Source organism: Micromonospora sp. DT68 (assembly GCF_049847245.1).
In the GTDB taxonomy this organism is placed as follows: domain Bacteria; phylum Actinomycetota; class Actinomycetes; order Mycobacteriales; family Micromonosporaceae; genus Micromonospora; species Micromonospora profundi.
In genome coordinates, this window is the sequence record NZ_JBNCNZ010000057.1 from 1 (window position 1) to 906 (window position 906).

1 protein-coding gene is annotated in these 906 nt (G+C 68.1%); it reads right to left on the bottom strand.

Annotated features, from left to right (window positions below; translation table 11 throughout):
- Window positions 1-858: IS30 family transposase (locus ACPXB1_RS30605; protein ID WP_425736174.1), on the bottom strand; the 858-nt coding region annotated here is incomplete at its 3' end.
- Window positions 859-906: the final 48 nt, after the last annotated feature.

Genomic DNA, 906 nt, shown 5'->3' on the forward strand with positions numbered 1-906 from the left:
GGCGCCCAGGTGCACGAGCAGGACGTAGCGGGTGGAGCGTTCGACAAGTGTGCCGATGGCGGAGCCGTTGTCCTTGCCGATGATCAGGTCGCCTTCCCAATGTCCGGGCACGGCACGGTCGTCGGCCTCGGCGGGCCGTTCGCTGATCATCACCATCGGATGGGTGAAGCGGGGCTGGCGCTGGCCAGGCTGACGGCGGGGACGTCGCACCGCGCGGCCAGTGCGCAGCGCGGCGGTCAGTTCTCGGCGCAGTTCGCCGCGGCCCTGGACGTAGAGCGCCTGGTAGATCGTCTCGTGTGACACGTGCAGCTCGTTCCGCTCGGGAAAGTCACGGCGCAGCCGACGGCTGATCTGTTCCGGGCTGTGCTTGCGATCCAGCATGGCCTGGACGTGTTCCCGCAGCGCCGGGCACGCGGCGATTTTGCCGATCTTCGGGCGAGGCCGCCTGCTGTCGGCGCGTTGCTGGGCTGCGTAGGGCCGGTAGTCACCGCTATGCGGGTGCCGATTGCGGCGGATCTCCCGGCTGATCGTGCCCGGCGAACGCCGCAGCTCAGCGGCGATCTCCGCCTGCGAGGCACCCTCCCGCAGCCGATCAGCGATCACGATCCGCTCAGCCTGGGACAGAAACCGCTCCGACACGGCCGAAGGCCGGGCAGCGGGAGGTACTCCCTGCTGCCCAGCCTTCGTCTGGCTCGTGCGGCCGTACCGCCAGCGGTGACCAGTCTTGCGATTGATCCCGACCAGCCGGCACGCTTCACTCGTACTCACACCCCGCGCCACAAGATCCAAATATGCCTGGCGCTCCGCGCGAAGCTTCTTCGGTCCCTGCGGCCGGCGATCCCCACGGATCTCGAACACTGCAACCCCTGATCAGGTCAGGCGTTGCAACGATCCCTAGAACCCAAG